Origin of the sequence: Bullifex sp., from assembly GCF_034103065.1 — a bacterium.
Lineage (GTDB): Bacteria > Spirochaetota > Spirochaetia > Sphaerochaetales > Sphaerochaetaceae > Bullifex.
The window spans coordinates 1-6,258 of the sequence record NZ_JAXEGN010000255.1 but is presented as its reverse complement, the minus strand read 5'-3'; the positions used below and the strand labels follow the sequence as shown (position 1 = coordinate 6,258).

Genomic DNA, 6,258 nt, shown 5'->3' with positions numbered 1-6,258 from the left:
AAGCATATCAATCATCTTTGCTTTTCCTGCTCTACCACTAGTTACAATTTCTACTTCACCCGGAGCATCGCCATATACATCATTAAAAAGCTTTCCCTGGTCAGCAAGCATTTGGCTCTTCTTCATTGGACCGTAATCACGACCAGTAATGATAATTGTAACAACCATTATCAATGTTAAGATAGCATAGATATTGTATGGTACAGCCTTTAGGAAGAATGCAAATTCACTCATACCAAAGGTATCAAAGCCTTCACTACCCTTTACAATAGACATTACTGTGATAACCCAAGAAGAAATTGGAACTAATATACATACAGGCGCTGCTGTTGAGTCTAATACCCATGCCAGCTTTGCTCTTGATACCTTATTCTTATCAGCAATAGGTCTCATAACAGTACCTACTGCAAGTGAGTTAAAGTAGTCATCAATAAAGATTATTATTCCACAAACCCAAGCTAACAATAAACTTGTTTTAGGATTATGGATTTTTTTACGTGCCCAAAGGCCAAAAGCATGTGCACTACCAGTTCTACTTAACATACCAACAAGACCACCAAGAAGAGCACAGAATAAGAAAATTCTAATATTCCAGCCATCAGATAGCACATCAGCCATTAAGTCTGTAAGGTTTAAAATTGCTACAAATGGATTACCACCAGCTACAATTAATGCACCAGAAATAATACCTAAAAATAATGATACAATTACATCTTTTGTGATGAAGGCAAGTGTAATTGTTAAAACAGGGGGTATAAGACCCCAAATACCAAAGTGTGCCATAATAGTATGAATTCCTTTCTCAAGTACTCTACTATAAAAATTAGGTATGTGCTAGCGAATTTTTACTTTTTTTGTAAAAATAATCACTTTAGTGTTAATATAATAACAACAAATACATTTTAGTCCCTATTTCAACTACAAACAGAAGAACTCCCATTGGAGGAAATCTTCAATGAGAGTTTATTATCCCTATAGCTCTTTTCCTGTTAATAGCTTATAGGCCTCTAAATATTTAGAAATAGTTTTATCAGCAACATCTTGAGGAAGAGTCCAATTATTATCAGGATTAGCCTTTAACCAATCTCTTGCAAATTGTTTATCAAATGAAGGCTCACTATGACCAACCTCATACTCACTAAGAGGCCAGAAACGAGATGAATCAGGAGTAAGCATTTCATCTGCAATTAAAATATTACCATCTTCATCTAAGCCAAATTCAAATTTGGTATCAGCGATTATGATACCTTTTGATAGAGCATAATCAGCACATTTTTTATAAATTAAGATAGTTGCTTCCTTAAGCTTTGTAGCATAGTAATGACCTTTTCCTGGATAGTATTTTTCTAAATATTCAATACTTTCTTCAAAGGAAATATTTACATCATGGTCTCCTAGCTCAGCTTTAGTACTAGGAGTATAAATTGGCTCAGGAAGCTTTTCAGACTCTTTCAAGCCTTCAGGAAGTTTAATTCCACAAACTGTACCATCTTTTTTATATGATGCCCAACCCGAACCTGTGATATAGCCTCTTACAATACATTCAAGAGGTAACATCTGAAGCTTTTTACACATCATAGCTTTACCTTCGAATTCAGGTGTTTGGAAGAACTCAGGCATATCCTTAACAGAGGTAGATATCATATGGTTATCAATAATATCTTTAGTATAATCAAACCAGAACTTTGACATTTGGGTTAATACACTACCCTTTTTATCAATAACATTATTTAAAATAACATCAAAGCAGCTAATTCTATCAGTTGCTACCATGATAAGGTTATCGCCATTATCGTAAATCTGTCTTACTTTTCCTTCTTTAATTGGTTTCATCTTTTTTATCCTCTCATTGCCTTAAATCCAATATCACTGCGGTAGAATAGTGAATCTGACTTAATCTTTTTTACACTTCTATATGCTCTATCATAAGCTTCTTGGATGTTTTTACCTTTTCCACTTACAAAGAGAACTCTTCCTCCATTTGTATAGTACTTTCCATCTTTTTTAGCTGTACCCATATGAAAAATACTAGGAGAAGATTCATTAATATTTTCAATTAAGGCCCCCTTAGTACTTGATGCTGGATAATTTGTACTAGCCATTACAACGCCAAGGTATGTATTATCATCAAAAGAATACTCAGGCTTTTTACCATCTAGAACATCTTGGCAAATCTTGTAGAAATCACCACAAAGAGCTTGCAAAATAACTTCAGTTTCAGGGTCTCCAAAGCGGCAGTTAAATTCAATTGTTTTAACTCCATTCTTTGTAAGCATCATTCCACCGTATAAAATACCTTGATAATTTCTACTCTCACATACCATTGCTTTAGCCATAGGCTTCATAACCTTTTCTAAAGCTTCATTGATAGCACTCTCTGGAATATGAGTAACAGGAGTATAAGCTCCCATACCTCCAGTATTTTCACCCTTATCATTGTCATATGCTCTTTTATGGTCTTGAGCAATTTGCATAGGAAAAACATTTTCATCCTTAACAAAAGCAAGTAATGAAAACTCTTCGCCCTCTAAATATTCTTCAATAACTAATGTGTTTCCAGCACCATTAAATTTTCCTTCAACCATCATTAATCTTGCATTTGTAAGTGCGTCTTCTAAATTTTGAGCAATAATTACACCTTTACCTGCTGCTAGACCATCAGCTTTTAAAACAATAGGCATTTCTTGCTTTTCCAAATAAGCCTTTGCCTTTTCAAAATCTGTAAAGGTTTCATACTTTGCAGTTGGAATACCATATTTTTTCATCATTTCTTTAGAAAAAGCTTTAGATCCCTCTAAAATAGCGGCATTAGCCTTAGGTCCAAAGATTTTTAAACCTTCTTCTTCAAACTTATCAACAATTCCATTTACAAGAGGGTCTTCAGGACCAACAAATGTTAAGTCAATGTCATTTGTTTTTACAAAAGAAATTAATGCATCGAAATCATTTACATTGATATTTATAAGCTCTGCAACATCCTCCATACCAGGATTACCAGGAGCAACAAAAACCTTCTCAACCTCAAGGCTCTTTGAAAATGCCCAAGCAATAGCGTGTTCTCTACCACCTGAACCAATAACTAATACTTTTGCCATATTTGCACCCTTATTTTAATTACTCATTTTCCCAAAGCTTTTTCAAAGTATTTGTGTAGAGAACATGTTCAATTTGATGAATTTTCATCTCACACTCATCCTTTGACCACTCTGGATTAACATCAAAGCCTTCTTGAGCAATGACTCTTCCTGTATCTAAGCCTGAATCAACATAGTGGATAGAAACTCCCATCCTTGGGCTATGAGCAGCATAAGCTTGTCCAATTGCATCAAGGCCTCTAAAATCCGGTAAAAGCGATGGATGGATGTTAATAATGTGGTTTTCATATGCATCAAGAAGTACATTAGAGACAATACGCATATAGCCCGCAAGAATAATCCACTCAACATCCTTTTCTTTAAGACGCTTTAATATTGTTTTCTCATATTCAGCTTTCGATTCGAAATCCTTTGGTCTTAGTACAAGAGTCTCAATATTTCTACTTAAACCCTTTTCAATTACTTTTGCCTTCTTTTGGTCAACAACAAGTAATTCAATTTTAGCATCTAGGATACCCTTATCGATATTATCGGCAATAGCCTCAAAATTAGTACCATTGCCAGAAGCAAAAATAGCAATCTTCTTCATCACTCTATCACAACACCTTCTTGGTCTGTAACTTCACCAATAATACAAGGTTTTTCACCATTAGCTTTTAGAATATCAATTGTTTTAGCTACATCCTTTTCATCAACTACTAAAATCATGCCAATACCCATGTTAAAGACATTGTACATATCCTTTTCATCTACATTTCCGAGCTCTTGTAAGAAGGTAAAAATCTCAGGAATTTCCCATGTTCCCTTGTTAATTTTTATTCCTAATCCCTTCTGCAAGCATCTAGGCATGTTCTCATAAAAACCACCACCTGTGATATGAGCAACTCCATGAACATCTACTTCCTCAAGAACTTTACAAACAGGACGTACATAAATTCTTGTTGGCTCTAATAGTGCCTCTCCTAAAGGACGTGATAGTGTATATTTTTCATTTAAGTCTAAATTGTGATCTTTAAAAATTAACTTACGAACTAAAGAAAAACCATTAGAATGAACGCCAGAACTAGCAAGACCAATTACCACATCACCAGCTTTAGTTTTTGAGCCATCAATCATCTTTGACTTCTCAACAACTCCAACAGTAAATCCTGCAACATCATATTCTCCGCCCTCATACATATCAGGCATCTCTGCAGTTTCACCACCGATTAATGCGCAATCAGCTAAAACGCAACCATCAGCAACACCCTTTACAATTGCTTCAATCTTTTCAGGGTAGTTCTTACCAACCGCTACATAGTCAAGGAAAAATAAAGGCTTTGCACCTTGAGCTAAAACATCATTAACACACATGGCAACAACATCTTGGCCTATGGTATCGTGTTTATCAGCTAAGAAAGCAATCTTTAGCTTAGTACCAACTCCATCAGTACCTGAGACTAATACTGGTTCTTTATATCCAAGGATAGATAGATCAAACATACCCCCGAAAGAACCAATGTTGCCCATAACACCCTTTACATTTGTCTTTTCAACATGCTTTTTAATTCTTCTTACTGACTCGTATCCTGCTTCTAGAGATACTCCAGCAGCTTCGTATTGTTTTGACATCATCTACTCCTTATCAACAATTCTTATTTGCGTTTTTAATATCTTCATATAAAGGTGTTGGGTACTGCCTATCAAAGCAAGCCATACACAAGTCCTTAGCACCAATAGCTTTTAAAAAGCCTTCCTTTGAAATAAAACCTAAAGAGTCAGTTCCAATAATCTTGCATACTTCATCAACACTTTTATAAGAGCTTATTAACTCTTCATAGGTAGAGGTATCAACTCCATAGAAGCAAGGTGCAATCATAGGAGGGGATGCAACTCGCATATGGACTTCTACAGCCCCCTGCTCTCTTAGCATCTGTACAATTTGTTTTGATGTAGTACCTCTAACAATTGAATCATCGATTACGCAAACTCTTTTACCTTTTACAACTGAACGTATAGGTGAAAGCTTCATTTTTACGCCTCTCTCTCTTAAATCCTGTGAAGGCTCAATGAAAGTTCGTCCCATATATTTATTCTTAATTAAACCTGTTTCTAAAGGAATGCCAGACTCTTCGGAAAAGCCATTTGCTGCAGATAATGAGGAATCAGGAACACCAATAATAATATCGCAATCTACAGGGCATTCACGTGCTAAGGCCTTACCAACCTCTTTTCTAGACAGATGAACATTAATTCCATTAATATCACTATCGGGTCTAGCAAAATAGATGTACTCCATTGCGCACATTTTATCAAAGCAATTGTCATCATAAAATGTTGATACAATTCCATCCTTTGATATCTTTATTATCTCACCTGGCAAAATATCTCTAATGAACTCAGCACCAATTACATCAAAGGCACAAGTTTCTGAGGAAACAACATAACCATCTCCTAATTTTCCAAGAGATAGAGGTCTAAGACCATTTTTATCTCTCATTGCATAGAGCTTATCTTTAGTTAAAACTAGGAAGGAAAATCCTCCTTCAAGCTTTGAACAGGCATATTTAAGAGCATCGGTTCTAGTTCCATAAGAACGTTTTGTAATTAAGTGAGCTAATATCTCTGAATCTGATGTTGATTGAAATATAGACCCATTTTTTTCAAACTCTTCTCTTAAAATAGTTGAATTTACTATATTACCATTGTGACAAAGAGCAAAATCTCCAGTTGAATGATAAAACAAAAAAGGTTGAATATTGCTGTAATGTCCTGAACCACTAGTTGCATAGCGTACATGACCTATAGAATAGTTTCCAACCAGACGATCGAGGTGGCTCTGAGTAAATACCTCCTTAACTAAACCATAGCTTCTATGTCCAACTAAATGTTTACCATCAGCTGTAACCATACCACAGCCTTCTTGTCCTCTGTGCTGCATGGCATGCATAGCATAATATGTTACTTCCGCAGCATGTTCGACCCTAAAGGCGCCGAACACGCCACACTCCTCATGAATATCTATACCCATAATTCTTACTTCCTAAAATAGTCGACACCGTTTTTGAAAATATTTTGTTTCTTATTACCAGGAATATTGATAAATAATCCCTCTTGGTAGCGCTCAGAGTGCCCCATCTTACCCAAAATATGTCCATCCTTAGAAATAATTCCTTCAATTGCC

General features: G+C 35.5%; 7 protein-coding genes. All 7 read right to left on the bottom strand.

The window, feature by feature from the left end; translation table 11 throughout:
- A partial coding sequence (locus SOY52_RS09775) for a Na+/H+ antiporter NhaC family protein (RefSeq protein ID WP_320848770.1) occupies nt 1-783 on the bottom strand: 783 nt, incomplete at its 3' end.
- A gap of 189 nt (nt 784-972) precedes the next feature.
- Nucleotides 973-1,833, bottom strand: a complete 861-nt coding sequence (locus SOY52_RS09770; RefSeq protein ID WP_320848769.1) for a phosphoribosylaminoimidazolesuccinocarboxamide synthase — start codon at nt 1,831-1,833, stop codon at nt 973-975.
- Nucleotides 1,834-1,838: 5 nt separating this feature from the next.
- Nucleotides 1,839-3,095 (bottom strand): phosphoribosylamine--glycine ligase, encoded by a 1,257-nt coding sequence (gene purD, locus SOY52_RS09765; RefSeq protein ID WP_320848768.1) that lies wholly within the window; start codon nt 3,093-3,095, stop codon nt 1,839-1,841.
- Nucleotides 3,096-3,114: 19 nt separating this feature from the next.
- On the bottom strand, nt 3,115-3,684 hold the full coding sequence (gene purN / locus SOY52_RS09760) for a phosphoribosylglycinamide formyltransferase (RefSeq protein ID WP_320848767.1): 570 nt from the start codon (nt 3,682-3,684) through the stop codon (nt 3,115-3,117).
- A complete protein-coding gene (gene purM, locus SOY52_RS09755) occupies nt 3,684-4,706 on the bottom strand; it encodes a phosphoribosylformylglycinamidine cyclo-ligase (protein ID WP_320848766.1) in 1,023 nt (340 codons plus the stop codon). The genes purN and purM overlap by 1 nt, the downstream gene beginning before the upstream one ends.
- A 13-nt stretch (nt 4,707-4,719) precedes the next feature.
- Entirely contained in the window at nt 4,720-6,105 is a 1,386-nt protein-coding gene (gene purF / locus SOY52_RS09750; RefSeq protein ID WP_320848765.1) for an amidophosphoribosyltransferase, read from the bottom strand.
- Between the two features lie 5 nt (nt 6,106-6,110).
- A complete protein-coding gene (locus tag SOY52_RS11230) occupies nt 6,111-6,245 on the bottom strand; it encodes a hypothetical protein (protein WP_414429606.1) in 135 nt (44 codons plus the stop codon).
- Between the last annotated feature and the right edge of the window lie 13 nt (nt 6,246-6,258).